Below are 26,959 nucleotides of genomic sequence, written 5' to 3'. Positions count from 1 at the left end.
CTGCACGAAGGAGAGTCGTGGCGAGCGACATATCGACCTCGCCGGACCTCGCCCAGCAGCACAGGATGCTCGACCGGCTCCTCGAGGCCCTGCCCGACGGGGCGGCGCCGACCATGCACTCGGACATGGGCTGGCAGTACCAGCACGAGTCCTACGCCTCCAGGCTGGAGGGGGCGGGCATCACCCAGAGCATGTCGCGCAAGGGGAACTGCATCGACAACGCCGCCACCGAGCAGCTCTTCGGCCACGTGAAGGACGAGTTCTACCGCGGCAGGGAGTGGGGCAGCTTCGGGGACTTCAAGCGCGACCTGGAGGAGTACATAGACCATTGGAACACGCGGCGCAGGCAGGTAAGATTGAAGGGCCTGACGCCGGAGGAGTTCCGGAACCGGGCCCTTGCGGCGTAGTCGCTATTTGTTCAGTCCAAGTTTCGGGGCGCAGTTCACAGGCACCTTCGTGGTGGTTTTAGGCGAGGAGGTCGGGGAACCAGGTTGGCTTGGGCTGGTTGGGCGTGCGCTCGGCTAGGACCAGCTCCATCCAACACATGTCGTACCAGCGGCCGAACTTTTGGGCGCAGCGGTCGAAGGCACCCACCAGGCGATATCCCATATGGGCATGGAAATCCTGGCTGTTGTGCGTCAGATACTCGTCGTCCTTGTCGTGCGGCACGGCGATGAGGGCGCACATGTTGGTGATACCCATCGCGATCAGGCATTGCTTAAGCGCGTCATGCAGCTTGCGGCCCAGCCCGCCATGGCGCACATCGCGTGCCAGGTAGATCGACGTCTCGACCGACCAGTCGTATGCCTCGCGGCTGTTGAGCGGGCTCACATAGGCATAGCCCACCGGACGCCCGTCCAGCTCCATCACCAAATACGGATAGCGCTTGAGCGTACGCTCGATGCGCCCGGCGAACTCCTCAACGCTCGGCACCTCGTATTCGCAGGTAATCGCCGTCTGGCGCACATACGGCTCATAGATGGCAAGCAACGCCGGCGCGTCATCGGGCGTCGCCAGGCGAATCGTCGGCTCGGACATCTCGGTCATACAATCCTTCTCCCCCAAAAGCAAAGGCCGCCCTGCGCCAAGCTCAGGCGCAGGGCGGCCCCTCGTCATTACATCAGGCTACAGGACAGCCGCCAACGCGTCGATATCCTCCTGCGTCGTGGCCCAGCTGGTGCAAAAACGCACCACCGTGTGGGTATCGTCGTACTTTTCCCAGTACTCGATCGCCGCATGCTCGCGAATGCGGGCCATGTCCTCGTTGGGCAGAATCACGAACTGCTGGTTGGTCGGCGTCTCCAAGAAGAACTGGTAGCCGCGCTCGTGCAGCACGCGACGAAGCGCCTGCGCGGTCTCGATCGCCTGGCGACCAATCTCAAAATACAGGCCGTCGGTAAAGAGCGCCTCAAACTGCACACCCGTCAGGCGGCCCTTGGCCAGCAACGCACCGTGCTGCTTAATGCGCGGAATGGGGTGCGCCGGGGCGTGCATGCCGCAGAACACCACGGCCTCGCCGCAGAGCGCGCCGCACTTGGTGCCGCCGATGTAGAACACGTCGCACAGCTGCGCCAGCTCGGGCAGGGTGATATCGCACTCATCGGCCGCCAGCGCATAGGCCAGGCGAGCACCGTCCACAAACAGCGGAATCTCGCGCTTCTGGCACACCGCGTGAATCGCCGCGAGCTCGGCCTTGGAGTACAGCGTGCCGTACTCAGTCGATAGGCTCACGTACACGGCGCCCGGGAACACCGTGTGCTCGTAGCTCTCGTTTTCATAGAACACCTGGATATAGTTCTCGAGGTCCTCGGCGTGCATCTTGCCCTCGTAACCGGGGATGGTGAGCACCTTGTGGCCGCCAAACTCGATGGCGCCTGCCTCGTGGCAGGCGACGTGGCCAGTCTCTGCAGCAACGACGCCCTCGTAGGGCGCGAGCAGCATGTCGATCACCGTCGCGTTGGCCTGCGTGCCGCCCACCAGAAAAAACACGTCGGCATCGGGGGCCTGACAGGCCTCGCGGATAAGCTGCTTGGCACGCTCGGTGTGCGTATCGGTACCATAGCCGGGCTGCGGCTCCATATTGGTGTCGACGAGCGCCTGCAGCACTGCCGGATGTGCGCCGTGGGAATAGTCGTTGTTAAACGCGAGCATGGCAATCCTCTCTAGCCGGGCACGGGCCCGATGATTCAAACGGAGCTATTGTACGCCGTTGGGATAGGCAATGCGTGCGGCAAGGCACTCAAGTGCCAGTACCAGGGCAAAACCGCAGCTCACGTCACTCAAAAAGTGCGCGCCGATCACGATGCGCCCAAAGGCGACGAACGCTGCAACAACAACCGCCGCCCAAAAGATCACGCGGCGACGCGAAGGTTTTTCCTTAAAGGCTGCCGCGGGAAGCCCGGCGAGCATAAGGCCGATCGCCGCATGCGCCGTGTGTCCGCTCGCAAACGACTTGAACCCGTCCTTGATCACGCCGGCGGCGATATAGGCCCACTTGTCGGGGTTGCCGATCACCCACCACGGCTGAAAATTGAGCCCCGGCGTGACCTCGATCACGCGCATGCGCGGGCGCGACCACAGTGGCTTGACGATCACGTTGAGGATGATGGCCTGAGCGATCCACACGGCAAGCACCATCAACGCCCAGCGCGTGAGTTCGTCGGGCTCGGTCGTGCGCGTGAGGCGATAGACGATAAGGTTGGCAGCGATGACCAGCACAAACGTCAGCACCAACTGAACGGCAATGAGTTTACCGCCAACCCGCAGGGACGAAACGATCTCGTAGCCGGCCAAGCCAACGTTGACGAGGATGCCGAGCCCGGCGAGCCATTTGCTCCCCCTGGAGTCGGGACGCATCGCGCGTACGAGCATAACGCCCGCGACGCTCGCCGTCAGCTCGAACGGCAGCTCGCCGGCGGCCTCGATAAAGCGGCCGTACATGCTGCCGACGTTGAACAGCGCGCTCGAGATCTGATAATCGAAGAAACTGCCCACGCCCAGACAAAGGCACAGGACAACCGCGATAATGGCAACATCTTTCTTATAGATGTATCCGAACATGCTTTCCTTTCGATGGGCCTGGAATCAACCTGCAACGTGGCGGGACAAAGATGACTTCGTCCCGCCACGTCCCCTACTCGTTAGTCATCATCACTAGCACCCAGCTGTTGCAGCAGCATGAGCGCCGCCGTCACCGGGCCGGTGCCGTCGTTGGCGTCGAGGCCGCGACCCAGGCCGCTGCCCGCGCCGGCGCCCGCCTTGTAGGGTACCGACAGCTTGCGGCTCTTGGGGAAGTTCACCGCGCCATAGCGGGTCTTTAGTTCAAAGGCCACCTTCTTGGGCACGTCGACGCCCAAAAACGTGATGCGGCCGCCGCTGAGCGTGACGCTCTCGAGCCCCAAGCGCTCGCCGCGGATACGAATACGCGCGCGATTGAACAGGTTGAGTCCCGCCAGCGGCAGCTCGCCATGCGCAGCCTCGGTCTCCTCCTGCACCTCATCGATGCTCTCTAGGTCCTCGGCCGCTGCGAGCTTACGGTACACGAGCACGCGCTGATCCACCGCCGGCAGGTACTCCTCGGACAAGAAGTAGTCGGCCGGCAGGTTAATACCCACGCTCGCCGCCTCCACGCCGGCGTCGTCATCGCCGCGCGCCTCAGCCACGGCCTGGCCCAGCATCTGCGTAAACAGGTCAAAGCCCACGCTCGACAGGTTGCCGTGCTGCTCGGCTCCCATAAGCGAGCCGGCGCCGCGAATCTCCAGGTCGCGCATGGCGATGCGCATGCCACTGCCCAGGTCCTGGAACTCGGAAAGTGCGGTCAGGCGCGCCGTCGCCTCCTCGGTGAGCGGCAGCTCGCCCGGGAACATAAAGTACGCGTAGGCCTGCGTGGCAGAGCGGCCCACACGGCCCTTGAGCTGGTAGAGCTGCGCCAGACCCAGGCGCTGCGAGTCCTCGATGATGAGCGTGTTGGCGGTCGCGTTGTCGATGCCGCTCTCCACGATGGTCGTGGCGATGAGCACGTCGATCTTTTTGGTCGCGAACTCGATCATCACGTCCTCGACCTCGCGCGGGCTCATCTTGCCGTGCGCCACACCCACGCGCGCCTCGGGCGCGGCCTCGTGCACGCGCGCCACGGCGTCGTCGATGGTCTTGACGCGGTTGGACACGTAGTACACCTGACCGCCGCGACCCACCTCCAGGCGAATCGCCGCACTCACCACGTCGGGGTCGTACTCCCCCACGTGCACGATCACGGGACGACGCCCGGTCGGCGGTGTGGTGATCAGGCTCATGTCGCGCACGCCGCTCGTGGCCATCTGCATGGTTCGCGGAATCGGCGTGGCCGAAAGCGTGAGCACGTCAATCTGCTCGCGCAGGTTCTTGAGCTGCTCCTTGTGCTGCACGCCAAAGCGCTGTTCCTCGTCGATGATCACCAGGCCCAAGTTCTTTGGGTTCACATCGGCCGAAAGCAAGCGGTGCGTGCCGATGAGCACATCGATCGTGCCCTCGGCAAACGCCTTGAGCGCGCGCTTCTGCTGCGCCGGCGTGCGGAAGCGGCTGAGCACCTCGACCTCGAGGCCAAACGGGGCAAAGCGCTCAAAGAAGGTCTCGTAGTGCTGCTGGGCCAGAATGGTCGTGGGACAGAGCACCATGACTTGGCGGCCGGAGTCCACGCACTTAAACGCCGCGCGCAGGGCAACCTCGGTCTTGCCAAAACCCACGTCGCCGCACAGCAGGCGGTCCATGGGCTTGGGCGCCTCCATATCGGCCTTAATGTCGGCGATGGCCTCCAGCTGGTCGCGCGTCTCGTCGTAGGGAAAGCTCTCCTCCATCTCGATCTGCTCGGGCGTGTCGGGCGGGCAGGCGATACCGGTAATCGACGAGCGGCGCGTATACAGATCGACCAGGTCAAACGCCAGCTTTTTGGCGTTTTTGCGCGCCTTGTTCGTGGCACGCGTCCAGTCGGCGGTGTTGAGCCTGGTCAGGCGCGGTTTGTCACCGTCGGGACCGACGTATCGCGTGATACGGTCGACCTGCTCGAGCGGCACGTAGAGCTTGTCGCCGTCGGCATATTCCAGCAAAAAGTAGTCGCGCTCCTTGCCGCCCACTTCTTGGCGCGCGATCTCGCTAAAGAGTGCGATGCCGTGAGTGGCGTGCACCACGTAGTCGCCCGGCTTAAACGGGAATGTGATCTGCGTAATGTCCACCTTGCGGCGGCTGCGCGCGCGGTTGGCGTCCATGCGGGCGTTGAGGTCGGCAATCGAGAACACGGCCAGGTTGGCATCGGGCACCACCACGCCCTGCGGCAGAGCGGCATCGACAAAGGTCACGCGTCCGCGCGAGATAGTAGGCACGGCGGCGCCGGCGGCTGCCTGGGCGGCACCTGCCTCGAGCGAGCGGGCGTTGAGCGCATCGGCCTTGCGCTCGCGAATTGCAGCATGGGCATCCTGACGGGCAGCACGGTCGGCAGAATCTGCCGCCGCCACGCGCACGCGCTCGCCAATGACGCCGGCGTTTTCGGGCGCCGCGGTCAGCGATTCCTCAAAGGTAATGCCCTCGTCGCCAAAGGTGAGCTCCATCGACTCGCGCGCACCGCGGTCGGGAATGGCAAACACGCAGGCGTAACGCTTGCCCACGACTTCCTGAATGCGCGTCATAAAGCGATTGTCCGAACCCGCGATGGCCGGCTGCTCAATCTTGAGCTCGGCCGTAACCGCACCGCCGGCACGGATGAGGCTTACGTAGTTCAGGCGCTGCTGAGCACCAAAATCGAGCTGCTGGGCACGTACATACAGGCCATCCAGTCGGTCGACCCCCGCCTCGCCGGCACGGGCCTCGATATCCTCGTAGGCACGCAGGCAATCGTCGAACAGCGAGCGCGGCTCGGACAGCACCACGAGCGCCTTGCCGCTCACGTGCGCCAGCGGGCTCACGGTCTGGCCGTACATCACCGGCAAAAAGCGGTCGAGCTCGGGCGTGACGATGCGCGCATCCACCATCTCGAGCAGCGCTGCCAGTTTGCTGTCGTCCTGGCTGGCGCGATAAAGCGCCACATGCATGTTGTGGACGGCCTCGTCGGTAAGCGCCAGCTCACGGCAGGGGAAGATCTCGATGCTGTCCTCGTTGCCGATGGTCTGCCCCGTTGAGCTCACCATGCGACGGATGCGATCGATCTCGTCGCCGAAGAACTCGATGCGCACGGGCGCTTTTTCCTGCGCGGGGAACACCTCGACGGTGTCGCCGTGCACGCGGAACAGACCAGGCGCGTCGGCGGCGCCGGCATTGGTGTAGCCCATGCCCACCAGGCGCTGCGGCACCTCGTCAAAAGGAATCTCCTCGCCCACCGCGAAGGTCGTGGACTCCCAGTAGCGGCTCTCGACTGGCGGCACGCAACGCAGCAACGCGCGGGCCGAGGCGACCATGATGCAGTTGTCACCGCGAACGATGCGTCCCAGGGCCTCGCAGCGCTGGGCAACCACAGCATCGTCGGGCGCCTGCTCGCGCCACGGATAGTCCTTGCGCTCGGGAAAACGGCACACGTGTGCCAGACCCACGTAGGCGGCAAGGCTGCGCGCGGCGCGATCGGCCGCATCCTCGCCGCTCACAATGTAGACCGTCGGGCGCGGACGGCGCGCAAACTGGGCGGCCGCCATAAGCGTGCGACCCGACTGCGACACGGCCAGCGTCACGTCCTCGCCGGCATCGAGTCCGACCTCGACGGTCTGCAGCGCCTCGGCAGTGTAGAGCTGCGCGGCTATACGGTGAATGAGCATGCTGTTCCTCCGGCATCGCAACGCCAAAAGCCCGCCGGGGCAAGCTCGGCGGGTCGTACGTCAAATACATTGCCTGTCATGGTAGCGCATGGAGAGGACTCCGGCTCAAGGGCAAACCCAGCCCCGCAAAAAACGCCAGACGAAGATGCGTTCCGCCCTACCCCGCTACGCGCACGCTGGGGCACAAATCTGCCAGCGGACACTCGTCACACTTGGGCTTGCGGGCATCGCAGATCTCGCGACCAAAGGTGATCCACTGATGGTTGACCGACTCCCAATACTCGTGCGGCAAAATCTTGAGCAGATCCTGCTCGGTCTTGAGCGGCTCCTTGGCATGCGTCTTGGGACTCAGCATCAGGCGGTGCGCAATGCGGTTGACGTGCGTGTCCACCGCAATGCCCTCCACGATGCCATACCCCACGTTGAGCACGATGTTCGCCGTCTTGCGTCCCACGCCCGGCAGCTTCACGAGCTCCTTCATGTCGGCCGGCACCTCGCCGCCATAGTCGGCGACGATCATCTGCGCGGCCTCGACGGCATGCTTGGCTTTGCTCTTGTAGAAGCCGAGTGACTTGATAGTGTCTGCCACGTCAGCCACGCTCGCCCCGGCCATGGCCTCGGGCGTGGGCCACTGGGCAAACAGCCGCGGCGTCACCTTGTTGACCTGTGCATCGGTCGTTTGCGCCGAAAGCAGCACCGCGATCAGCAGGCGGAAGGGATTCTCGTGGTCCAAAAAGCACTCGACCGGGCCATAGCGACGGTTGAGGCGCTCACACACCTCGATGGCGCGCTCGCGCTTGGCGGCATTGGTCTCGCGTGGCATAACGACTCCTCGGCTCAACGGCACAATAAACTTATGGGCACAATTGTCCCACGTCCGAGACGCTTACGCCTCCAAGAATGCGCCGGTCTGACGGCTCCACAGGCTCGCGTACTCGCCACCCGCCTCGACAAGCTGCGCATGCGTGCCGTCCTCGACGATCTCGCCATCGGCCAGCACCACAATGCGGTCGAGCGCCGCCACGGTAGACAGGCGGTGCGCCACCACAATGGAGGTACGTCCACGCATCAGGTTTTCGAGCGCCTCCTGCACCAGCGCCTCGGACTCGCTGTCGAGGGCAGAGGTCGCCTCGTCGAGCACCAGAATCGGCGCGTCGGTTAGGATGGCACGGGCGATGGCCACGCGCTGACGCTGGCCGCCCGAGAGCTTGACGCCGCGCTCGCCCACCATGGTGTCAAAGCCACGAGGCAAGCGGTCGATAAACTCCAGGGCGTTGGCCAGGCGCGCGGCCTCGCGAATCTGTTCATCAGTGGCGTCGGGACGACCGTAGGCAATGTTTTCGCGAATGGAGCGATGGAACAGCAGCGCCTCCTGCGGCACGTAGGCAACCTGGCGGCGCAGGCTCTGCTGCGTGCAGCGCGAGACATCCTGACCGTCCACGAGCACGCAGCCGCCCTGAACATCGTCCAGGCGCAGCAGCAGCTTGGTGAGCGTCGTCTTACCCGAGCCCGATTTGCCCACCAGGCCCACGCGCTGGCCCGCCGCCACATGAAGCGTCAGGTCATCGAACACGCTCTCGCCCGCCGCAGCGTCACGGTACGCAAAGCTCAGGTGCTCAAAATCAATCGCGCCCTCGGTCACTTTGAGCTCAGGGGCGTCCGGGTCGTCTGCCACCAGACGCGGCTCGTCCAGCACGCGCGTCATCTCGGCCGCATCGCCCAAAGCGCGGTTGATGCGCTGCATCATGGAACTCACGTAGTTCAGGCGCATGGTGAGGTTATAGGTATAGGTAAAGATCATGACGAGCGAGCCGGCCGAGATACCAAACCACGCGTTGCCGCCCGCCACGAATACGCTCACCACGGCCATGGTGATGACGATAAGGCCCGAGGTCGTAAAGTTGCGCTGCATCATGGCGTGCATCGAGACCGTCTCGGCATCGCGCGCGGCACGATCAGCGGCGTCGAACAGATCACGTTCAAAGTCCTCGCGCCCGCAGGTCTTGACGGCCAAGATGTTCGTGACCGCGTCGGAGAGCACGCCCGAGAGCTTGTTCTGCGCGGCGGACGTCGCGGCCGAAAGCGGCATGATGCGCTTGTACATAAGCCAGACAAACGCGATGTAGACGACCATGATGCACACCAGGATCATGGTAAACGTCGGCACCACCGGGGCGAGTGCGGCCACGGTACAGATGACCGAGGTGATGGTGGGGATGAGCGAATACACCGTCACGTCCACCAGTCCCGTATAGCCGCTCATAAAACGGCTCGTCTGGCTCACAAGCGATCCGCCAAAGCGGCTGGTATGGAATGTCATGGATTGGTTGGAGAGCGTGTCGAAGCATAGACGCGCCAGGTGATAGTTGCCTGCAATCTCGAGCTTGTAGACGGTGTAGTCCTGTAACTTGGAGAGGATCTGGCCCACCAGGTTAACGAGTACGAGCGCCAGGATATAGGGGCCGAAGACCTCAAACACCTGGTCACCCGCCACGGGACCGGCTTGAACGCGGTCGACAATGAGGGCCATCACATAGGTATTGGCAAACGTCAGCAAAAAGATGTAGCCCGCCGACGAGAATACCGAGAGAAAGACAATCAGCGGCTGCGTGCGCGTGACGCCCCAAAACCGCTGCAGCGTGCGGCGCACGGTGGAGCGACTGAGCGGGCTGGTGCTTCTCTGGGACATGGGCTTCCTTTCGCGTCTGATAGGGCGAAACGCCATTGTTGCACATTGGAGCACGCTTCAGACAAGTGCGATACGAAAAGCGGTGGGGCGCCCGCGTTTGTGCCGGTGCCCCACCGTCTTGTTGCAATTAGTCCTCGTCTTCTTGGTCCGCGAGAAGGCTCGCGGACGTGAGTCCCAAGATCTCATCGGCTTGGTCGGCGTCTTCCAGCGCGTCGATGTCCTTGAGCTTGCGCTCCATGACGTTGGTGCGCGTGGTGATGATGCCCTCGACCGTTTTGCCCGCGGTCTCGATCTGCTGCTGGGCGCGGCGCAGCGCCGCCTGATAGCGCGGCAGCTCGGCCTTGACGGCGGAGAGCACGCGCAGCACGTCGTCGGTACGTTTTTGCAGCCTAAACGTCTGATAGCTCATCTGCAAGCTGTTGAGGATGGCCGCCATGGTGCTGGGACCGGCAACGTTGACGTGATAGTCGCGGCCCAGGGTCTCGATAAGCCCGGGGCGGCTGACGACCTCGGCGTACAGTCCCTCAAACGGAACGAACATAATGCCAAAGTTGGTCGTTGCCGGCACACTCAGGTACTTTTCGCAGATGTCCTTGGCCTCGCGCTTGACCATGGTGTCGAGCGTCTTGCGCGCAGCCGCCACGGTCTCCGCATCGCCCGACTCCTGCGCGTCGAGCAAGTGCTCGTACGCGTCGCCCGGAAACTTGGAGTCAATCGGCAGCAGCACGGGGTCGCCCTCGTCCACCGGCAGCTTGACGGCAAACTCAACACGCTCCGAGGCTCCGGGCCTGGTGGCAACGTTTTCCAGATACTGGTCGGGTGTGAGGATGTCCGTCAGGATCGCACCCAGCTGCACCTCGCCCAAAATACCGCGCGCCTTCACATTGCCCAGCACGCGCTTAAGATCGCCCACGCCGGTGGCGATGGATTGCATGTCGCCCAGGCCCTTGTACACGGCCTCGAGCTGGTCGCTCACCTGCTTAAACGATGCCGACAGGCGATCGTTGAGCGTGCGGGAGAGCTTCTCGTCCACCGTTGCGCGCATCTGATCGAGTTGCACGTTGTTGTCTTTGCGGATAGCACCCAGCTGGGCATCGACCGTCTCGCGCACCTTGTCCAGGCGGTGCTCGATGCCCTCGCGGTTGGCACCGAGCTGTTGGGCCGTCTCGCGGCGCAGGTCATCCATCCGGTCACCAGCTTGCGAAAACTCACGTGCGATGGTCAGGTAACGTTGCTGCTCCACGGCCGCATCTGTCGTCTGCTGCTGCGCGATGGCATTGGCCGTGCGGTGAGTTTCGGCCAGCGCGACGTTCAGGGCATCGAGCGCGTTGTTGGCCTGCTCGAGTGCTGCCAGCGTTTCCGCGCTACTGTCGCCACGCTCCCGCAACTCGGCACGCAGGCTCTTGAGCTGGAGGGCGCAAGCCACAGCAACCCCCACCGCCACCAAGGCGATCGCAACAAGCACAATATCAATAGCAGACATAAACTCCGCCCAACAAACCCAATCGAGCACCAATCAAAACCGCGATCAATCTTACCCCGCCACACGCACCGGGCGCCCGGCGCCTTCTTGGGTGCTTCTCTCTTCCGCATATTCCATAATACGGCGCGCTGTCTTCCTGCTCACCTTTGAGTCATCACCGGCTAAGTATGCGTAAACGTTTCCCTTATTCAGGTGCAGAGCACGGCAGAGGCCATAGCGCGTTTCACCCGATTCCTCCAATGCTTCCAGCGTTTTATTTCTCATCAGGGCGTTCACCCTTCTGTCGACCGTCGGCTTTTCCTTCACCGCTCTATACGCACGCCAAACGTTGGCATAACGATTAGGAAGTTTGTCCTCGGCGCATAGAGATGCCAGGCTACCCGTTTGGGCGTACAAGGACAAAACGCCTCGGTAACCCTCTTCCATCCACAAACCCTCGGATAAGCCCAGAACGTATTCGGCTTTACCCTGTGCCAAAGCGAGCAAAAACAGGGGCTCCGCCACGCGCGGCGCAACCGTCGTCGCTTGCTTAACCAGTTTTCTAAAACTGAGCGACTGCTGTCCGGATAGCTCTCGGCAATAGCCTTTTAAGAATCCCTCAAAGGTCAGATTCAACCGAGCACCTCCTTTTTGTATTGGCTGTATGCGCAGACCATCTCTTGATAACTCCGCTCCGAAGGCGACGACGCCAGCGCCTCGCCCTCGTCGAATATAAGCCGTTCGAGCAGTCCCCAATCAAGTCGGTCGACGAATGCCTGGCTATGAAGATCGACGATGTCGTTCGGGCGGTAGGCATAGAGCTTCATTACCGCCAGGTCCTCCAAGGATGGCGTAAAGTATCTGATAAAACGCGCCCCAATATCCAAGGGGATCAAACGATCTTCGTAATTGAATGGCATCTGATTACAATATGCCACCGCCATACCATTCACCTCGGGGTATCGAGCTATGATCTCGCGGAGGCACCTGTCTGCCTCAAACACATCGATGTCATGTGTAACCGAACGATTCGTCACATCGTTTAGCATGAAGGCGCCTCCTCCCACCAATACAACGCTCGGCCTGTCGTCTCTTGGACCTATTTCCAGCTCTGCCTCTTCGTCAATGCCCAACAGAGTCTGTTCTAAATCCTGCTTATACATAACAAATCCTATTATTATTCATCTTCAATAATACTATTCAGTCGCACGACAGGACCAACAGGATGCAAGAATTCCGCTCGTGGCGATAATCCCTACACCCTAGAAGTCCTAATGTGACAAACGCTAACTCTCCCAGCCGGCGCGGATTGTTGTTATGACATCGCCTAGGCGCTGGCCGAGGGCTGACAGATGTTGGAGCACTTCGCCGGGCGAAGCACCGTTGAGGATGCAGGTGAGCGCATACGACGCCAGAAAGATGGCCGCAAGCCCTAACGGGATGAGCACGATCATCGCCAAGGTGCGCAGGCGCTGGCCCACGCGGCGACGACGCGCACGACGCTTGTCGAACGCGAGCTCCTGCGCATATGAATCTTGCTGTACGGAATAGGCCTCTGGTGCCGATTCGCACCCGGGCACAGCTGCAGGTACAGCAGCGGGCACGACATTTTGCGCAAAGGGCTGGGCTGCCGCCCCTTGCATTTGCATCTCCATGAGTCGTTGCTGCTGACGCAGCATGCGCTCAGCTTGTTGCTGCGGAGTCTCAAGAAACAGGTCCATGTTGGCCTCCAAAGTCGGAGCATTCGACGCTTACGACCAGCATCCCGCACCGCCATGACCGCGACAACGCAATCGCCGGCAATAGCCACAAAGTTTCTTTTGCTCAAAAGCTGTCGAAAAGCTCAACAACTCCCCTACCAGCACTTTCTCTGAGCTTTTTTCGCCAGCAATCTTTTGACCTTCCACCCTTACGCCAACTGACCAAAATCTAACCAAAAGCTTGACGAAAATTGTGGAGACCGGGACCCCTTACAAAAACGTGCCGCCCCAAAAGGGGCGGCACGCTAACTTCTTATCAGTTTTTCAGTAACGAGCATGCGACGACCCAACGCCGGGGCGCAGGGCGGGGAAACCTTTGCCTCGCGCGACCCTGCGAAGCCGTGAGCGAGAGGGAAAGGTTTCCCCGCCCTGCGCTCCGTGGTCGGTGAGGACCGACTACATGCCCGCGAGACCGCGGGCGGCGGTGGCGCACAGAAACGCCAAGGCTAGAATCACGAGCGAGCCCGCAATATCGGCCACCACGCCCGCAAAGCGACGCTCAAACAACCAGCTCTCAAAGTGCGGGGCGACGTTGCGCCAAACACGCCACAGCAAGATGCCCATACCGATGACGCCCGGGATATTGAGCAGTAGGATCTCGGAGCACAAAAGACCGATCAGGTTGCCGGCGACAAAACCAGCGTCGCCCTCGCAGTATTTGCGGTAGACCATATACAGCATGTACGCCACAAACGGCTGCAGGCACGCAGAGATAAACGTAACCACCATCGAGGGGTCCTGAGAAAAGACATCGGTGAGCTTTTCCACGCTCGTGGCATCCTTAGAGGCCAGGAACAGGCCAATGACCACCACAGGTACCACGCCCAAAATGACCTCGACCAGAGTAAACAACTTGGCAGTCAAATCCTCACTAGCCGAATTCAAATGGGGCGCCCACTCAGGATGAGCATGCGCCCCGACCTTCTTGTCCTTCTCAGCACGATCGGCCTTTTTACCCTCGGCAACCCGACGACCAGGATCCTTGCGAGTTCCCGCCGCAGCAACCCGAGCCCGAGACTTCTTACCCATAACCAACACCTCACAAGAGGAAACGAATAGCCAACGCTACCCAGTGTACCCTCTAAGCAACGTCACCGCCCCAACCGGCCCCCACAAAAACGTGCCGCCCCATAAGGGGCGGCACACAAACTTTTTTATCAGCTTTTCTGTAGCGAGCACGCGACGACCCAAAGCGGGCCGGGAGGGCCGGACTACCTTCCCTCAACGCGACCCTGCGAAGCCGTGAGCGAGGAGGGAAGGTAGTCCGGCCCTCCCGGCCCAGCTCACGCTAGCGCCAAGCGCTAGTAGTTCACCACCTGCTCCTCAAAGTACGCCTTCGGGTGGTTACACACCGGGCACACCTCAGGCGCCTCGGCACCAACGTGCAGGTGCCCGCAGTTCAGGCACTTCCACACCTTTACGCCCTCGCGCTCAAACACCTCGCCCGATTCAATGCGCTCAACGAGCTTGTTATAGCGCTCCTCATGGGCCTTCTCGACGGCGGCGACACCGCGGAACTTCTCGGCGATCTCGACAAAGCCCTCCTCCTCGGCGGTCTTGGCGAACTCGTCGTACATCGTGGTCCACTCGTAGTTCTCGCCCGCAGCGGCATCACGCAAGTTGTCCAGGGTGTCGGGAACGGCGCCGTCGTGCAGATACTTAAACCACAGCTTGGCGTGCTCGGACTCGTTGCCCGCCGTCTCGGCAAAGATATTCGAGATCTGAACGTAGCCGTCCTTTTTGGCCTTGGATGCATAGTAGCGATACTTGGTGTGTGCCTGGGACTCACCGGCAAAAGCAGTCTCGAGGTTCTTCTTGGTCTGAGAGTTCTCAAAATCCATAGGTGTACTTCCCTTCAACACGTGCCGCCCATAGGCTTTGAGCGACCTTGTTTTTAGGATGCCCTCAAGCCGCGAATTTAAACCTTACAATCCCGTTCTTCAGATTTGAGCGGGCTACACACTCAACCAGCAATCGCCCTCGGCTCGGCAAAAGCCCTCGCGCTCCAGGTCAGCTAGAATGCCCGCGATCAAGTCGCACTCGACCGGCCCGCGACCGGCTGCCGCTTCCATCTCGTTAACGCCCACCACGGCATCAGCAAGCGTAATCCCCGCCGGCTGCCCATCGCGCGCTGCCAACAACATACGCACGATATGCGCGCGCTTTTGGCGGCGCGAGCCCTCAAACTTGGACTGACGACTATAGCCCGCCGACCGCCTGGACGGATTGGGCAGTGTCTTTTTAAGATACGCGCCGTAATCCAGCAATGCGTAATACCACGCGCGCGGCGTGTCGGCATCGTCTTGAGGCGCGGCAAAGGGCGCGATCTCGTCCGCCGCCGCACCGGGGGCCGCCGGACAGGCAGCTTGGATCAGCGGCACCAGTTCGCGATCGGGAACGGCCGGCACATCGGGAAAGAAATGATGCAAAAAGACCGTGCGCACATTGGTCTCCAAATACACGCCCGGAAGATCGAATGCAAACGAACGGATGCCCTGCGCCGTTGCCGGGCCAATGCCGGGCAGAGCGACCAAGTCACGCGTCTCGCGCGGAAACTCCCCATCCCAGTCCTCTACAACGCACTGTGCAGCCCTGTGAAGCGCCAAGGCGCGGCGATTATAGCCCATCCCCTGCCACGCATCCAAGACATCGGAAGGGACAGCCTGAGCGAGCGCCTGAACAGTCGGAAAGCGATCGAGCCACGCCGGCATACGCGTCTCCACGCGCGGCACCTGCGTCTGCTGCAGCATGACCTCGGAGAGCCAAATGATGTACGGGTCGCGCGTTCGGCGCCACGGAAGGTCGCGATAACGCAAGACCCCTTCCGAACGAATCATCGAACGAAAGGGGTCCTGAATCATAGCTATACTCCTTATGCGGCGCTATTCCTCCCGGCAAGCGTACGCGCAGGCAGCGTACTCGGGAAACGCATCGCGATCGGCGAACTTGGGATCGACAGCCGGAAACTGGCGATGGGCGACGATATCGCCGAGCGAAACGGAATCGAGGTAGTCGCGCATCAACGCCTGGGCTCCGGCCCACAGGGGATGATAGCAGCACGCGCCCATGCGCGCACAGTCACCATCGGGGGCGGTGCAGTCGTTCATAACCATAGGGCCCTGAACGGCCTCGACGACCTGGCGGATAGTGACGTCGTCCGGACTGACCTTGAGACGCATGCCACCGTGGACGCCACGCAGGCTCTCCACAATACCGGCCTGGACCAAACCATGCTGAATCGAACGGGCAAACGAATACGGGACATTGACCTCTTCGGCAGCGGTGCGAACAGAAAGCAAACGCTCCGGATCCTCAGCAAGCATCGCCAGCATACGAAGGGCGTAATCAGTCTTCCTCGATATGTCCATTTTTCCCCTTTCAAGGAATGCGAACAGCTCGAACGAGCTCCGGGGCCGAGCTTGTGTCGAGACGCTAAATGACCGCCAGGACATCCAAATGGTAAATCGGATATCCACTGAGTGCCGCGCTTGGAGCGAAATGCATCAGATGCGGCACACAGTGCAATTTAGTATAACCTAACCCCCTGCCTCGTAGAACAGGTGTTGCGCAACAAAGCTGTTGTTCAGACAAATATACTTATTAGATTTTACTTGCGTTCCCGAAGGCGCGGGGATTCTGGGCGAAGATGCACCAGGGCGATCGTTCTATCGAAACAAAGTGCATCTAACGCAAAAAGCCACGTCCGAAGACGTGGCTTTAATTGCGTTGGCGGGAAGTACGGGGCTCGAACCCGCGACCTCCGACGTGACAGGCCGGCGCTCTAACCAAACTGAGCTAACTCCCCAGGCAGACGTTCGCGTTTGTTTCCGCTCGCGTGCGCTGCGGGGATTAGTATACACAGAAGTCTGTCCGCCGCGCAACAACTTTTTTGAAAAAATTTTTCGGTCCCTCCGGGAGGGTCTCCGGGGCCGGCTGGCGCGGGTTTAGTTTGCTGCTCTACAGTCCTGCGCAAGACGGAAAGCACATTAAGTGCTTTCCTTTGCGTGCGGAACTCGCGACAAACTTAACCCGCGCCAGCCGGCCCCGGAGACCCTCCCTGCCGTCACTTTGTTCGAGCCGTTGTTGTTGCTCGCCGCTTCGCGGCTCGGCGGCCCCGTTCTCCGCGGCGGGGTTGGTCTGATGGATCTTGTTGAAGCTCGGCCATTGGCTCAAATGGAAACGGGGGACGCATCTGCATCCCCCGTTTTTGTTGTGATTACTCTAGGTCAATAAACTTAGTGCTTAGGATCTTGCCGTCTTTTACTAGCATTCTGGCCATGGTGGGGCCTCGGGTGCCTCTGGGGTAGCTGGCGCTGCCCGGGTTGAGGACTAAGCAACGGCCCACTTGGGCTTCTTTGGTTACGTGGGTGTGGCCGTTGATGGCTACGTCTACGGATCCCACCGGAAGGTCTTCGCGGTAGTGGGCTACGGCGAATTTGAGGCCTTCGTAGGTAAAAAGCGCAAGACGGTCTACATCGGGGCCGTAGTCGCGGTAGTAATCGTTGTTACCCAGTACGGCCCGCACGGGGGCGATGGTGCATAGGTGCTCGTAGTCCATCTCTGACGTGAGGTCGCCGGCGTGGATGATCAGGTCTGCGCCCTCAAGCTCATCCAGGAGCGCAGGCGAAAGATAGCCGTGGGTGTCCGAGATGATGTCGATGCGCTTGGCGCTTGCACTGTTCATGGGATCCCTTCCGCAAAAAACGATTCGGCAGATACATACAAAAAAGGCCCCACGGCTCCGCAGACGATGGGTCTACAGGGCTGCGGGGCCAGTGTGCTAGAGACTCAGAGCCTTCTTGAGCGGCACGACGCGGCGACGCGAAACCGGAACGCGTTCGTCGACGCCCGTAATGCCCAGCTGGATGGCACCCGAGGGCACCGTCTCCACATCCGTGACGCACGCCAAGTTGACGATATAGCGGCGGTGAACACGGAAGAAGCCAAAGTCGCAGAGCTTGGCCTCAAACTGCGCCAGCGAGGTCGTCGACAAAAAGCGATCATCGACGGTATAGATGCAGGAGTAATCGTCCTTGGCCATGATAAAGCGAATATCGTCCACGGGAATGAGCACCTTGCGGCCGCCCTTTTCCACCGGGATACGCTCGATGGTCACCTTGCTGTCCGTAACCGGCTTGGCGCGTTGCATGACCTTCTCGATCGCGCGATCCAAGCGAGCTTCTTCGACCGGCTTCATCAGATAATCGACGGCATCCACGTCGAATGCCTCGACCGCATGGTCACTATACGCAGTCACAAACACGATCGCCGGCGGATTTTTGAGCTTATGCAGCGCCTCGGCAAGTTGCAGGCCCGAGGCACCGGGCATCGAGATATCGAGAAACACGACATCCACGCGACTTTCCATAAGCATCTCGATGGCGGAGCGGACGCTCGACGCCTCCGTGATCGTGCCGATCTTGCCCGTTTGCTCGAGCAGGAAGCGAAGCTCCGAGCGAGCCGGCGCCTCATCATCCACAATCATCGCACGCAGCATAGGGATAAAACCTTTCGTCAACTAACTACGCCGGGCATCCGTCGCATGACGTTGAACCCGTAGCCTTTTATTTTACTCTTGAATGTCAAAGATACTCTCTGACAAATCAAGATGAAGGAGCACTGTGGTGCCCTTGCCCGGCGCCGATTCGACACGCGTATAGGAGTGCGGCCCATAAAAGCGATGGATGCGCTCCGAAATATTGTGCATGGCCACACCGGCGCCGCCACCCTGGGGAGAGCTGGCATCGGGACGGGCAGAGCGCTCGTCAAACAGTCTGGCGGCGGTACCCTCATCCATGCCCACGCCATTATCGGCCACGGCAATCAAGATTGCATCCTCGCCGTCTTGGTGAACGGTCACGTCGATCCTCAGGGCGTCGTCATCGCCCATACCATGACGCACGGCGTTCTCGACAATCGGCTGGATCACGAACGCCGGCACCAGCGTATCTTCCACGTCCTCAGACACATCGAACGTCGCAAGCACGCGGTCCTCGCCAAAGCGGGCCTTCTCAAAGGTAAGGTAGCGCTTGGTCTGCGCGACCTCGCGCGAGACCGGAATAAGCGATCCCGAGTTGTCGAGCGTGGCACGATAGAACGATGAGAACTCACGAAGCAGCTCGCGGGCCCGCAGCGGGTCGGTGCGCGTAAACGATGCAATGGTGTTCAGCGTGTTGAACAGGAAGTGCGGGTTAATCTGCGCTTGCAGTGCACGCACCTCGGCGCGCGCCGTGAGTTCCTTTTGCACCTCGAGCTCGTGGATGGCGAGCTGTGTGGACAAGATCTCGGCAAAGCCCGAGGCAAGCGCGTACTGGGTACGGTCGACGGCGCGCGGGGTCTTGTAGTAGAACTTGAGCGTGCCGACGGTACGATCGCCCACCTTGATGGGGGCGATAATGCCGGCGGGGACTTGGTTGTGTGAGCCGTCCGAGCCCACGACATCCACCATACGGTTGAACGACTGCACGATGCCATGTTCGATAACGTAGCGTGTGGCAAGCGTGTGGATGGGAGAATCTGGCAGCAGTTTTTCCTCAAACTCGCCCGCGCAGGCAAGCACGTTGTCCTCGTCGGTGATGGCCACCGTCATGGCGCGCGTCTCGGGCAAAATGCGCCGGCACACCAAACGCGCCGACTCCTGCGTCAGACCGCCCTTAATGTCCTCGAGCATGGCCGAGGCCACCGAGAGCGTCTCCTCGGTGTACTGGGAGCGCACCGAATCGGGATTGAGCGTCAAAACGATAAAGATGCACAGAAAGATGCACAGCAGCGCGCAGGCAATCACCGTGGCGATCGGCTCGATACCGGTCACCAAGGCAAAAATAAAGTACGCCAGCACGCAAATGGCGCAGGCAACGGCAATGATGCGAAAGATTGATATTGAACTATCGCGCTGGGCGCGGCGGTCGATCATTCGGCCCCCTCCAGGATACTGATCAGTTGTGCGTCACGCCAAAGCCCGTCCATGATCTTGGGCCAAAAGCTCTGGAAACGCAGGTAGCTTGCAGCGTTTTGGCGCGCATAGGCCTTTGCCTCGCCGATACCATGGCGCCAAATGCGCAGGTAGCCCTCATGCTCACGGGTAAACACGCTGCGGACCATAGCGGTCTTGCGCACGCGGTCGTCGAGCTCGCGCGAAATCCACGGGCCCGGGTAGGGCATGAGTGATGCCGCCGTAACGGGAATGAGCTCCTTTTGATGCGCGGCGAATGTCAACTTGGCCCGTTCGTAGTACCAACGGTATACATCCTGCATAAAGCGCGGTGAGCGCTTTTCGGACTCCGGAGGCAGATGGCGCACGGTCCACTCGTTATCGAACCACACGTCGTAGCCAAACATGCGCATGTTAAAGAGGTAATCCAAGTCCTCGCCGCGGGTGATAAACGGGTCAAAGGCCACACGCGTAAAGGCGCGGGCGTGCAGGGCCATCAGGCCGCCGCACACGTAGTTGGAGCGCGAGATGCGAGTGCCCGAGAGCGCCTTTTTCATCCAACGGTTGAACTCGATGCGCTTGGTCCACCAACGATGGCAGATGCCCGCCTTGTCCGTGGGAGCCAGCGGCGAGCCGTCGCGATCGTAGAAATAGCCGCTCTTGACCAAGATCGGCAAGCCCTGACGTGTCTGCTGCCCCAACGCATAGGTCGCGCGCTTCATAAAGTCGGCGTCGATGACAGTCTCATCGTCATCCAAAAAGATAACCGCGTCATGCCCCAGCACAGCGGCACAGGCTAGCCCCATGTTGCGGATGGCACCGTAGCCTCGCAGGCTCACGCACTCGCCCGAACCCTTGGGCGCGATCTGAGCAACCCGGTCTGCGATGCGCGAGGCCTGGGTGTTGGTGACAACGGTGACCTTGAGCGTGGGATGCGCGTCGACAATCTCGCGCACGCGCAGCGACACATCGGCTGTGGCAGAAACGGGACAGACCACCAAAAGGATGATGCGCGGGATGTCACGTACCTGCTCAAGCGAGGCCAGGCAGCGGTCGAGTTCGGGATTGTCGGCGTTGAGTCGCGTCGAATGGTCATAGGTGCCAGGGGCGTTTGCGCAAGCGTCATCGCCCGCCCAATACGTTGGAATCACGACTGTGGCGTTCATGCCTTACCCTCCCTGCAACACAAAAACGGGACGCCGCCAAACACAGGCGACGCCCCGCGACCTAGCTGATTCCATCATACCCACTTGGGCAAATCATTGCTCGCAAGTCGCAATGTTTATTGCGGATAACCCCAAAAGAGTACCGTGGACAGGCACAATAGCCGCTCGCTCCTATGCGGCATGCTCTGCCGCCCGAGTCATGCGGGACAGGCGGACCAGCAGCATAAAGCCAACGACCAGCAGCACACCAATGGAAAGGACGCCCAGCGACGGGTTGCCGGTCAGCGAGGTGACGACCGACACCAGGAAGGTGCCCATAACGCTTGCATAACGACCGAAGATGTCAAAGAAGCCGTAGTACTCGTTGGATTTTTCCTTAGGGATAATGCGGCCAAAGTAGCTACGGCTGAGCGCCTGCACGCCGCCCTGGAACAGGCCGACCATAATGGCAAGCACCCAAAACTCAAAGGCGGTCTTTAGGAAGAACGCGGCGAACAGCACAATGCCCATATAGGCGGCGACTGCCACCAAGATCATGTTGAGCGTGCCCACGCGGCCGGCGAGCTTGCCGTAGATGATGGCGGACGGAAAGGCCACGAACTGCGTAACGAGCAGCGCCAGGACCAACTGGGTCGAATCGATGCCCAAGGCCGATCCGTAGCTGGTTGCCATGGAAATGACCGTGTGCACACCGTCGATATAGAAGAAGAACGCGATCATGTAGACCAGCACGGTCTTGTTGTGGGCGATCTCGCGCATGGTGTGTCCGACCTCGGAGAACACACCGCCCACGATGTGGCCGATAGTGTCCTCGGGACCGCGCTCGCGACCGTACTTTTGCTTATAGGTGCGAATGAGCGGCAGGGTAAAGACGAGCCACCAGGCACCAGTGATGATAAACGACAGACGCGTTGCCAGCATGGTAGGGACGCCAAGAGCGGGGCCACCCATGATGAGCGCCAGGCAGATGACGAACGGCACGGTGGAACCGATGTAGCCCCAGGCATAGCCCGAGCTGGACACGGCGTCCATGCGCTCGTCGGTGGTAATGTCGGGCAGCATGGCGTCGTAGAACGTCATAGAAGAGTTAAGGCCGATGGTGCACAGCACGTACACGGTCAAAAATGCCATGGCGGACATTGGGATAGCCTGCGCCAAGCAAAGCACCAGGCCCGTGAGGAAGAAGCCCAAGAAGAACTTGATCTTGTTGCCGGCGTAGTCGGCAAGCGCGCCCAGAATGGGCATGAGCATGGCGATGACCAGCGAGGCGATCGTCTGCGCATTGCCCCAAGCGACCACCAGGTCGGCCGAGGAAGCGCCGGTATTGATGGCGTTAAAGTAAATGGGCACCACCGAGGTATTGAGCAGCACGAGGGCCGAATTGCCCACATCATACATAACCCAGTTACGCTCGAGCTTGGTGTATTTCATGGACAGGGACCCTTCGTATTCGCCCGATATGCAGTTAGTTCATCGTACCCCAATTGTCCAGAACCGCCGGTAAGGATTCGGCAAAGGGGCACGCACGGGCCCTATTCCTCGCGGTCGAACTCCTCATCGGCATTGAGCACGCGACCGCTGTAGTTGACGTGACTGGTCACGGCATCCATGTCACCGGTCTCGATAAAACGTGCGACCGTGCACTCGTAATCGACCAGCGCGCGATCAAAGACCTCGGGGAAACTCTCGTTCGAGACCTCGTCGGTAAAGGGATTCTTCCATGTCAGATGACCCAGGTTACCGGTGCGCTCGGGCAGCTCCGTCGTCACGCGATGGGCAAGGCCGTCGAGCAGCGAGTAGTCGTGCACCAAGCCCTCAACCAGCGAGATCGCGCGCGTCTTTACGGAGCCGGCCGGCTCAATCGCGCGGTAAAGTCGCTGCATATTGGCAACGGCAGCACCGTACTCCCCCGCCGGAATGTCAATGCCGTACACGCGTCCGGCAACATAGCTCATCAGCACGCCGGCCACGCGATTGATGCGATCGGTGGTGACGATCTCGCCCGCCGGCGGGTAATCGTCGACCGTAGCGCCGGCGCGTTTAAGCTGCAGCATCAGTACATCCAGGTCGCTCTCGATCACGGCATGAACCTGACTGCTCGAATCCTCAAGCTCTGAATCGGACTCCACGATGCCAAACTGCTGCTCATAGACAAAAGGATGGGCGTTGCGGTCGAGCACGTAATGAGACAGCAGGCCCAGCGCAAAGGCGCGACCCAAGCTGGCGTCGCGCGGCAGCAGATGCGACACGCCGTCGCGCAGGCACGCGAACTGGCGAGACATGCGCGACCGATGCATGACCTGCGCCAGCAGCGTGCAGTCGGAAACACGCGGTGTCAGAATGTGAAAGAAAAACGGGTCGGGGCCTTGGTTGCCCAAGATAAAGGCAATGCGCTCTTCATCGGACGTGATGACGCCCTGCGGAAGACGGTCGATGCTTTCCTCGCCAAACAGATGATGGGTGATAAGCGCGGGCATAATGATCCTTTCGATTTCATTCGATGCCACCCATTATGCCCACCGCGCGCCCATGCCAAACCTGCGATGGTAAACGACGACACGCAAGCCTCTTACGCAAGCCCCAGGTGCGACTTGACCTCGGCGGCACGACGACGGGACACCGGCACCGTCGAGCTCACGCGGTCGAGCCTGAGCTCCATCAACCCCGTGGAGCCGATCTCAACACTGTGCACGTCTTCCAAATTGACCAGATAGCTGCGATGAACGCGAATAAAGCCCTCGGAGTCCAAGCGACGCTCGAGCGAAGAGATCGACTCATTGATCAGGTACGTTCCCTCGGCGCAGATGGCGTTGCAAAAATCGGCGCGCGCCTCAAAGTAGCAGACGTCTGCGGCGGGAATGAACACCTTTTTGCCCCCGCGGTCCACCGTCAGACGCAAAGGCTGGCGCGGAGCATGGATAACACGACGGGCACCCAAGGCTGCCTCGATCTTGTCGAGTGCCTTTGACAGGCGTGCGTCCTCGACCGGCTTGACGACATAGTCGACAGCATCGAGGTTATACGCATCGGCGGCAAACTCGGCAAACGCCGTCACAAACACCACGACCGGCGGCGTCTTTAGGTTCTGCAGCGTCTCGGCAAGCTCAATTCCCGAGCGACCGGGCATGGTAATGTCTAAAAACAACACGTCGGGCTTGTTCGACAGAATCGACTCCACGGCTTCGGTGACATTGCCCGCCTCGGCAATCTGACCCACACGCGTATCCTTTTCCAACAGATAGCGTAGCTCAGCCCTAATGGGAGGCTCGTCATCAACCACCAAGATGTTCCAGCCTTCGGACATATGTGCTTCCCCTCTTTTTCTCTCAATCCAACCGCGTGCTACGCCGTCAACGGCGCCGGCTCATGCGGCTCGCCGTTCAGCTCGACGATGACCTGCGTTCCCACGCCCTCCTGAGACTTCACGCGCATGCCGGAATCTTCTCCGTAAAAGAAATGGATGCGCTGAAGCACGTTGAAGAGCGCCAGGCCGCAACCTCGCTTGACGGAGCCGTCGGCGGTAATGCTCTCGGGCTCCTCTCGGCGATGTTGCTCAAACAGATGCGCGCAGACCTCTTCGCTCATACCGATGCCATCGTCCTCGACGATGATCTCCAAACCGTCATCGGTCTCGAAAGCCCTAACATGAATAGAAAGCGGCTCGGTCTCGCGCTGCGCGTGCTTGATGCAGTTTTCGAGCAACGGCTGCAAGATAAACGGCGGCACCAGGCTGTCGCGCACCTCAAAGTCGATATCGACCGAGACGCGCAGACGGCCGTCGCCATAACGAGCCTGCATAAGATTGATATAGCGAGTGCCCTGTTCCACCTCGTGCTCGAGCGTTGTGAGGGTATCGGAATCAGAAAGCGTCTGACGGTAGTAATTGGAAAAGTCGATCAGCAGCGACCTGGCCTTGTCCGGCTCGGTACGCACGAGCGACACGATGGTGCTGATGGTGTTAAACAGAAAATGAGGATCGACCTGCGATTGCAAGGCGCGCAGCTCCACGCGGGCCGTAAGCTCGTCCTGGCGCTCGAGCTCAAAGCTCGCAAGCTGCGTGGAAATGAGGTCGGCAAAGCCCGAGGCAAGCGCCGTCTGGCGCATATCGATGCTGCTCAGACGGGGATAATACAGCTCGAGCGTGCCCACGCAATGCCCGCGCACGGTAAGCGGTGCGACAATACCGGCGCGCAGGCGCGGAAAGTAGCCACCTGTCTCGGTCGAAGCATCGCGCGAGAACACGCTTTGCTCACCGCTGTTGATCACGTTGAGCGTAGTCCGCAGCACCACCGGGGTGCCCGCGGGGCATTTTGCCGAGTCCTCGCCCCAGCTTGCCAACACCTGCTTGCCGTCGGTAAAGCAGATGGCAGAGGCGATAGTTTCGGACAGGATGATCTTAGAGGCGCCCAGGGCAGCTTCGGGCGTAAGGCCGCGCGACGTGTAGGCGAATATTTTTGAAGCGATGGCGAGCGTGCGGTCGGTTGCGCTCGATGTGAGGTCGTCGGGAACGACAAAGACGTACGAGAAGAAGAAGCACAGCATGACCAAGCCGGCAATGACGACAACGGCCGGAACGGGATTGGGATTATCGGTTAGATCCCAGATGAGCAGCAGGATAAGCAGCGGAACGACAATACCGAGCAAGATGGCTTGAACCACATGCTGAGCGGTACGAAAGACCTTGGTAGAGTTGTAGCTCTTGCCCAGAATCAGCCTATTGAGATCCACCGTCATCTCCTTCTTACCGACGCACCCCATAGCAATAAAGAGGGCCGCAAGCGACCCTCTCCATTGCATTATGCAATCAAATACTGTGTTTTACATCAAGCCATCGATGAACGGTAGCTTAGGCGCTGTACTTGTTTGCCTCGCCGAAGGTGCCGCCCTCGACAATCCAGCCGTCCTTCATGATGACGTCCATGTTGTCGGTGTTGAGCACGTGGATGTCGGCGGCGACGTCACCGTTGACGACCAGCAGGTCGGCGCACTTGCCGGCCTCGATGGAACCGGTCTCGTCCTCGATGTGGCACATCTTGGCACCGTTGAGGGTGGCACAGGTGATGGTCTCGACCGGGGTGAAGCCGATCTTGTCGACGAACTCGTACATCTCCTCGATGGAGCAGGTGCCGTACGGGGTAACGAAGGAGAAGGAGTCGGAGCCGATCGTCATGACGACGCCGCGCTTCTTGGCCTCGCGCAGGCAGTCGTAGTTGCGCTGCAGCTCCTTCTCAACCAGGATGCCCTCGTACTTGTCGTGCAACTCGGGGACGTAGACGGGCGGATAGGTGGCGTACCAGGTGGGCAGGAAGGCGATCGTCGGGGTGAAGAAGGTGCCCTGCTCGGCCATGAGGTCCATGGTGCGCTCATCGATATCGAAGCCGTGGATCAGCTGCTCGCAGCCAAAGCGAACGGAATCGTAGGCAGCGGCGTGGTTGTTGTAGCAGTGGCTCCACACGGGGATGCCGACCATCTTTGCCTCTTCGACCACGGCCTGAATCTCCTCGGAGCAGTAGTGCTGGTCGCGGCCGGAGTCCCAGCGCCAGATGCCGCCACCGGTAGCCCAGATCTTGATGGCATCGGGGTTCTCGCGCAGGCGACGACGGACGGCCTTACGCAGATCCCAAGGACCGTCGACCTGATCGCCCCAGGGGTGCGATTCCTTGTTGAGCTCCTGGCTGCAGTGGTGGGAGTCGCCGTGGCCGGCAACGCGGCAGAAGCCAAGGCCGGTGGCCAGAACGCGCGGGCCCTTGAAGACGCCCTTGTCGATGCAGTCACGGATCTGGATACCAAAGCGGCCGATCTCGCAGACGGTGGTGAGGCCGTGGGTGAGGCAGTCGTAGGCCTGCTTGACGGCGACGGCCTGCTTCTCGAGGAGCGGCTGCATGACCCAGTCGGTGTCATCATCGGTCAAGTTGCCCGAGAAGTGCAGGTGGGTGTCGATCAGGCCGGGAAGGACGGTCTTGCCGGCGGCGTCGATGACCTCAACGCCCTCGGGAAGGTCCTGCATGGCGCCGGCGTACTCGATCTTGCCGTTGTCGTCGACGAGAACGAGGGAGTTCTCGACCGGCTCGGCACCGGTACCGTCGATGAGCTTGCCGCCAACGATTGCATACTTAGTGGACATGGTTCCTCCTTATGGATCCATATAGTGGGCGAGGCCGTGTTGGGTTAAGGCCTC

Annotated in this window: 24 protein-coding genes and 1 tRNA gene; 1 reads left to right on the top strand and 24 read right to left on the bottom strand. The window is 60.7% G+C overall.

Features of this window, described 5'->3' with window-relative positions:
• Nucleotides 1-407: IS3 family transposase (locus HMPREF9463_RS01565; RefSeq protein ID WP_148334151.1), on the top strand; the 407-nt coding region annotated here is incomplete at its 5' end.
• 58 nt (nucleotides 408-465) lie between these two features.
• On the opposite strand, the gene HMPREF9463_RS01560 is transcribed toward HMPREF9463_RS01565, so the two are convergent.
• The 24 genes from HMPREF9463_RS01560 to HMPREF9463_RS01445 form a co-directional block, all read right to left on the bottom strand.
• Nucleotides 466-1,047 (bottom strand): GNAT family N-acetyltransferase, encoded by a 582-nt coding sequence (locus HMPREF9463_RS01560; protein WP_035136775.1) that lies wholly within the window; start codon nucleotides 1,045-1,047, stop codon nucleotides 466-468.
• A gap of 78 nt (nucleotides 1,048-1,125) precedes the next feature.
• Nucleotides 1,126-2,151 carry a threonine aldolase family protein gene (locus HMPREF9463_RS01555; protein WP_035136773.1) on the bottom strand — a complete coding sequence of 342 codons (1,026 nt, stop codon included), beginning with the start codon at nucleotides 2,149-2,151 and terminating at the stop codon, nucleotides 1,126-1,128.
• A gap of 45 nt (nucleotides 2,152-2,196) precedes the next feature.
• Nucleotides 2,197-3,060, bottom strand: a complete 864-nt coding sequence (locus tag HMPREF9463_RS01550; RefSeq protein WP_035136771.1) for a phosphatase PAP2 family protein — start codon at nucleotides 3,058-3,060, stop codon at nucleotides 2,197-2,199.
• An 80-nt stretch (nucleotides 3,061-3,140) separates the two neighbouring features.
• Nucleotides 3,141-6,773, bottom strand: a complete 3,633-nt coding sequence (gene mfd / locus HMPREF9463_RS01545) for a transcription-repair coupling factor (RefSeq protein ID WP_035136769.1) — start codon at nucleotides 6,771-6,773, stop codon at nucleotides 3,141-3,143.
• 157 nt (nucleotides 6,774-6,930) lie between these two features.
• On the bottom strand, nucleotides 6,931-7,596 hold the full coding sequence (gene nth, locus HMPREF9463_RS01540; RefSeq protein WP_035136768.1) for an endonuclease III: 666 nt from the start codon (nucleotides 7,594-7,596) through the stop codon (nucleotides 6,931-6,933).
• Nucleotides 7,597-7,659: 63 nt separating this feature from the next.
• Nucleotides 7,660-9,462, bottom strand: a complete 1,803-nt coding sequence (locus HMPREF9463_RS01535; protein ID WP_035136766.1) for an ABC transporter ATP-binding protein — start codon at nucleotides 9,460-9,462, stop codon at nucleotides 7,660-7,662.
• 127 nt (nucleotides 9,463-9,589) lie between these two features.
• On the bottom strand, nucleotides 9,590-10,945 hold the full coding sequence (locus tag HMPREF9463_RS01530) for a DNA recombination protein RmuC (protein ID WP_035136765.1): 1,356 nt from the start codon (nucleotides 10,943-10,945) through the stop codon (nucleotides 9,590-9,592).
• Between the two features lie 51 nt (nucleotides 10,946-10,996).
• The gene (locus tag HMPREF9463_RS01525) at nucleotides 10,997-11,560 is read right to left on the bottom strand and encodes a hypothetical protein (RefSeq protein ID WP_035136764.1); all 564 of its coding nucleotides are present in this window, start codon (nucleotides 11,558-11,560) and stop codon (nucleotides 10,997-10,999) included.
• The gene (locus HMPREF9463_RS01520) at nucleotides 11,557-12,087 is read right to left on the bottom strand and encodes a DUF6036 family nucleotidyltransferase (protein ID WP_052043995.1); all 531 of its coding nucleotides are present in this window, start codon (nucleotides 12,085-12,087) and stop codon (nucleotides 11,557-11,559) included. The genes HMPREF9463_RS01525 and HMPREF9463_RS01520 overlap by 4 nt, the downstream gene beginning before the upstream one ends.
• Nucleotides 12,088-12,210: 123 nt before the next feature.
• Complete coding sequence (locus HMPREF9463_RS01515) at nucleotides 12,211-12,645, bottom strand: hypothetical protein (protein ID WP_035136763.1); 435 nt, start codon at nucleotides 12,643-12,645, stop codon at nucleotides 12,211-12,213.
• Nucleotides 12,646-13,080: 435 nt separating this feature from the next.
• Complete coding sequence (locus HMPREF9463_RS01510; RefSeq protein ID WP_035136762.1) at nucleotides 13,081-13,713, bottom strand: hypothetical protein; 633 nt, start codon at nucleotides 13,711-13,713, stop codon at nucleotides 13,081-13,083.
• A gap of 272 nt (nucleotides 13,714-13,985) precedes the next feature.
• On the bottom strand, nucleotides 13,986-14,525 hold the full coding sequence (rbr, locus tag HMPREF9463_RS01505) for a rubrerythrin (protein ID WP_035136761.1): 540 nt from the start codon (nucleotides 14,523-14,525) through the stop codon (nucleotides 13,986-13,988).
• 114 nt (nucleotides 14,526-14,639) lie between these two features.
• The gene (locus HMPREF9463_RS01500) at nucleotides 14,640-15,545 is read right to left on the bottom strand and encodes an HhH-GPD family protein (protein WP_035136759.1); all 906 of its coding nucleotides are present in this window, start codon (nucleotides 15,543-15,545) and stop codon (nucleotides 14,640-14,642) included.
• 21 nt (nucleotides 15,546-15,566) lie between these two features.
• A complete protein-coding gene (locus HMPREF9463_RS01495) occupies nucleotides 15,567-16,052 on the bottom strand; it encodes an RrF2 family transcriptional regulator (RefSeq protein WP_035136758.1) in 486 nt (161 codons plus the stop codon).
• A 359-nt stretch (nucleotides 16,053-16,411) separates the two neighbouring features.
• Nucleotides 16,412-16,489, bottom strand: a tRNA-Asp gene (locus HMPREF9463_RS01490).
• Between the two features lie 411 nt (nucleotides 16,490-16,900).
• Nucleotides 16,901-17,368, bottom strand: a complete 468-nt coding sequence (locus HMPREF9463_RS01485; RefSeq protein WP_006235155.1) for a YfcE family phosphodiesterase — start codon at nucleotides 17,366-17,368, stop codon at nucleotides 16,901-16,903.
• A 96-nt stretch (nucleotides 17,369-17,464) separates the two neighbouring features.
• The gene (locus HMPREF9463_RS01480) at nucleotides 17,465-18,181 is read right to left on the bottom strand and encodes a LytR/AlgR family response regulator transcription factor (RefSeq protein WP_006235156.1); all 717 of its coding nucleotides are present in this window, start codon (nucleotides 18,179-18,181) and stop codon (nucleotides 17,465-17,467) included.
• A gap of 72 nt (nucleotides 18,182-18,253) precedes the next feature.
• Entirely contained in the window at nucleotides 18,254-19,597 is a 1,344-nt protein-coding gene (locus HMPREF9463_RS01475; RefSeq protein WP_035136757.1) for a histidine kinase, read from the bottom strand.
• Nucleotides 19,594-20,781: a glycosyltransferase gene (locus HMPREF9463_RS01470; RefSeq protein ID WP_035136756.1), complete on the bottom strand. Its 1,188-nt coding sequence runs from the start codon at nucleotides 20,779-20,781 to the stop codon at nucleotides 19,594-19,596. Before HMPREF9463_RS01470 ends, HMPREF9463_RS01475 begins: the two co-directional genes overlap by 4 nt.
• 171 nt (nucleotides 20,782-20,952) lie before the next feature.
• Nucleotides 20,953-22,212: an MFS transporter gene (locus HMPREF9463_RS01465; protein ID WP_035136755.1), complete on the bottom strand. Its 1,260-nt coding sequence runs from the start codon at nucleotides 22,210-22,212 to the stop codon at nucleotides 20,953-20,955.
• A 101-nt stretch (nucleotides 22,213-22,313) separates the two neighbouring features.
• Nucleotides 22,314-23,258, bottom strand: coding sequence for a zinc dependent phospholipase C family protein (locus HMPREF9463_RS01460; RefSeq protein WP_035136754.1), 945 nt, complete (start codon nucleotides 23,256-23,258; stop codon nucleotides 22,314-22,316).
• A 92-nt stretch (nucleotides 23,259-23,350) separates the two neighbouring features.
• Nucleotides 23,351-24,085 (bottom strand): LytR/AlgR family response regulator transcription factor, encoded by a 735-nt coding sequence (locus HMPREF9463_RS01455; RefSeq protein WP_035136752.1) that lies wholly within the window; start codon nucleotides 24,083-24,085, stop codon nucleotides 23,351-23,353.
• A gap of 38 nt (nucleotides 24,086-24,123) precedes the next feature.
• Entirely contained in the window at nucleotides 24,124-25,515 is a 1,392-nt protein-coding gene (locus HMPREF9463_RS01450) for a sensor histidine kinase (protein WP_230308398.1), read from the bottom strand.
• 112 nt (nucleotides 25,516-25,627) lie between these two features.
• The gene (locus tag HMPREF9463_RS01445) at nucleotides 25,628-26,905 is read right to left on the bottom strand and encodes a metal-dependent hydrolase family protein (RefSeq protein WP_035136749.1); all 1,278 of its coding nucleotides are present in this window, start codon (nucleotides 26,903-26,905) and stop codon (nucleotides 25,628-25,630) included.
• Nucleotides 26,906-26,959 lie beyond the last annotated feature (54 nt).

The organism is Collinsella sp. 4_8_47FAA, assembly GCF_000763055.1.
GTDB lineage: Bacteria > Actinomycetota > Coriobacteriia > Coriobacteriales > Coriobacteriaceae > Collinsella.
The sequence above is the reverse complement of the archived record's forward strand: the minus strand, read 5'-3'. Positions and strand labels throughout refer to the sequence as shown.

What these genes read in the sequence shown, in the direction of transcription:
- HMPREF9463_RS01560 (WP_035136775.1), bottom strand. Translation starts at nt 1,047, where the DNA reads ATGACCGAGATGTCCGAGCCGACGATTCGCCTGGCGACGCCCGATGAC.
- HMPREF9463_RS01555 (WP_035136773.1), bottom strand. Translation starts at nt 2,151, where the DNA reads ATGCTCGCGTTTAACAACGACTATTCCCACGGCGCACATCCGGCAGTG.
- HMPREF9463_RS01550 (WP_035136771.1), bottom strand. Translation starts at nt 3,060, where the DNA reads ATGTTCGGATACATCTATAAGAAAGATGTTGCCATTATCGCGGTTGTC.
- mfd (WP_035136769.1), bottom strand. Translation starts at nt 6,773, where the DNA reads ATGCTCATTCACCGTATAGCCGCGCAGCTCTACACTGCCGAGGCGCTG.
- nth (WP_035136768.1), bottom strand. Translation starts at nt 7,596, where the DNA reads ATGCCACGCGAGACCAATGCCGCCAAGCGCGAGCGCGCCATCGAGGTG.
- HMPREF9463_RS01535 (WP_035136766.1), bottom strand. Translation starts at nt 9,462, where the DNA reads ATGTCCCAGAGAAGCACCAGCCCGCTCAGTCGCTCCACCGTGCGCCGC.
- HMPREF9463_RS01530 (WP_035136765.1), bottom strand. Translation starts at nt 10,945, where the DNA reads ATGTCTGCTATTGATATTGTGCTTGTTGCGATCGCCTTGGTGGCGGTG.
- HMPREF9463_RS01520 (WP_052043995.1), bottom strand. Translation starts at nt 12,087, where the DNA reads ATGTATAAGCAGGATTTAGAACAGACTCTGTTGGGCATTGACGAAGAG.
- HMPREF9463_RS01515 (WP_035136763.1), bottom strand. Translation starts at nt 12,645, where the DNA reads ATGGACCTGTTTCTTGAGACTCCGCAGCAACAAGCTGAGCGCATGCTG.
- HMPREF9463_RS01510 (WP_035136762.1), bottom strand. Translation starts at nt 13,713, where the DNA reads ATGGGTAAGAAGTCTCGGGCTCGGGTTGCTGCGGCGGGAACTCGCAAG.
- rbr (WP_035136761.1), bottom strand. Translation starts at nt 14,525, where the DNA reads ATGGATTTTGAGAACTCTCAGACCAAGAAGAACCTCGAGACTGCTTTT.
- HMPREF9463_RS01500 (WP_035136759.1), bottom strand. Translation starts at nt 15,545, where the DNA reads ATGATTCAGGACCCCTTTCGTTCGATGATTCGTTCGGAAGGGGTCTTG.
- HMPREF9463_RS01495 (WP_035136758.1), bottom strand. Translation starts at nt 16,052, where the DNA reads ATGGACATATCGAGGAAGACTGATTACGCCCTTCGTATGCTGGCGATG.
- HMPREF9463_RS01485 (WP_006235155.1), bottom strand. Translation starts at nt 17,368, where the DNA reads ATGAACAGTGCAAGCGCCAAGCGCATCGACATCATCTCGGACACCCAC.
- HMPREF9463_RS01480 (WP_006235156.1), bottom strand. Translation starts at nt 18,181, where the DNA reads ATGCTGCGTGCGATGATTGTGGATGATGAGGCGCCGGCTCGCTCGGAG.
- HMPREF9463_RS01475 (WP_035136757.1), bottom strand. Translation starts at nt 19,597, where the DNA reads ATGATCGACCGCCGCGCCCAGCGCGATAGTTCAATATCAATCTTTCGC.
- HMPREF9463_RS01470 (WP_035136756.1), bottom strand. Translation starts at nt 20,781, where the DNA reads ATGAACGCCACAGTCGTGATTCCAACGTATTGGGCGGGCGATGACGCT.
- HMPREF9463_RS01465 (WP_035136755.1), bottom strand. Translation starts at nt 22,212, where the DNA reads ATGAAATACACCAAGCTCGAGCGTAACTGGGTTATGTATGATGTGGGC.
- HMPREF9463_RS01460 (WP_035136754.1), bottom strand. Translation starts at nt 23,258, where the DNA reads ATGCCCGCGCTTATCACCCATCATCTGTTTGGCGAGGAAAGCATCGAC.
- HMPREF9463_RS01455 (WP_035136752.1), bottom strand. Translation starts at nt 24,085, where the DNA reads ATGTCCGAAGGCTGGAACATCTTGGTGGTTGATGACGAGCCTCCCATT.
- HMPREF9463_RS01450 (WP_230308398.1), bottom strand. Translation starts at nt 25,515, where the DNA reads ATGACGGTGGATCTCAATAGGCTGATTCTGGGCAAGAGCTACAACTCT.
- HMPREF9463_RS01445 (WP_035136749.1), bottom strand. Translation starts at nt 26,905, where the DNA reads ATGTCCACTAAGTATGCAATCGTTGGCGGCAAGCTCATCGACGGTACC.